Source organism: Nitratireductor sp. GZWM139 (assembly GCF_030068685.1).
Taxonomy (GTDB): Bacteria; Pseudomonadota; Alphaproteobacteria; order Rhizobiales; family Rhizobiaceae; genus Nitratireductor; species Nitratireductor aquimarinus.
In genome coordinates, this window is record NZ_JAMQML010000055.1 from 1 (window position 1) to 1,097 (window position 1,097).

Here is a 1,097-nt window from a genome sequence, read left to right on the forward strand (position 1 = left end):
AGAACGGATATCGTGGCGCTCGAGCTTCTCAGCGGCAGTTCGAAGCCCGTCGGAAATCAGCGCCTGGTCGAGGCCTTGCTGGAGAACGGCATTGTCGTCGCGGAGGCGACCGCGGGCAGAATTCTGCGTAGCCTCGTCTCGCGGGGATTCGCACGAACGCTGGGCAAACGTGGCCGGATCGCGACTGAGGCCGGCCTGAAGCAGCTGAAGGAACTGCTCGAGGAGAGGCGCAAGAGCGAGCGCTCGGCGCGCCTTGTCGCGCTGGCCGACGTCGCCGACATCGATGCCTTGCTCGAGATGCTCCACGTCCGCCGGGCGATAGAGCCGGAAGCCGCCCGGCTTGCCACGGAGCGTGCGGATGCCGATGATATCGCAGGAATGACCCGTCTCGCTTGTGCTCATTGCGCTGCGGCGACCACGGGAGAGGAATGGCTACCGCCAGCGGTCTCCTTCCATCGCCATCTCGTGCTCGCCTCCCAGAACCAGTTCCTGATCGAGGTGGGTTTGATGGCGATCGAACAGACGGACTCCTACCTTCTCGACAAGATTTCTCTTGATCCCCGCTATGCGAAAATCACAGCCGAGGAGATCGATCGGGATGCCCGCGCCTTCGCCACCGACCACGAACGCATGGCCGAGGCGATCCGCATGAGGGACCAGGATGGCGCCGAGCGGGAGACGCGCCGACATATCGACAAGCTGCTGGCCAATGTCCAGCGGTTCAAGGCGATCTTGCAATCGCCGGCTGCGTCAAACGGCTATCCACCAGGCCGAGGCTCTGTCGCAACCATACGGTAATGTTGCCTGGAGCATGAAGACTCTTCGGTGATGTCAGGGTAATTTGCCAAGGACATTTTTGGCGCGACGTTTGGATCAGACCGCCGTCCCGGTGACGGCTTTTCAATCTGCGATCGCGCTGAGGCGATGCGTATGGATGGCGATGGCTGAGCGTTTCGAGCGGGGCGGGACGAAGAGATTTCGACCGCGGAAAAGACGATCGCGAAGCGCTCCAGTCCGCCTGGCGATCGAAATCGGGGTCAGAACAAGAACTGTTGTCACTTGGCAGTTAAATGCAAGAATGCGCTGGTTCCGTTCCG

1 protein-coding gene and 1 pseudogene are annotated in these 1,097 nt (G+C 61.4%); one reads left to right on the plus strand and one right to left on the minus strand.

The annotated features are described in order from the left end of the window. The coding region (locus NDI72_RS21870) for an FCD domain-containing protein (RefSeq protein WP_283801793.1) at positions 1 to 798 on the plus strand (798 nt) is incomplete at its 5' end. Positions 799 to 900: 102 nt separating this feature from the next. Here NDI72_RS21870 and NDI72_RS21875 read toward each other — a convergent pair. Beyond that, positions 901 to 1,034, minus strand: a pseudogene (locus tag NDI72_RS21875) (IS6 family transposase); the annotation flags it as partial. Positions 1,035 to 1,097 lie beyond the last annotated feature (63 nt).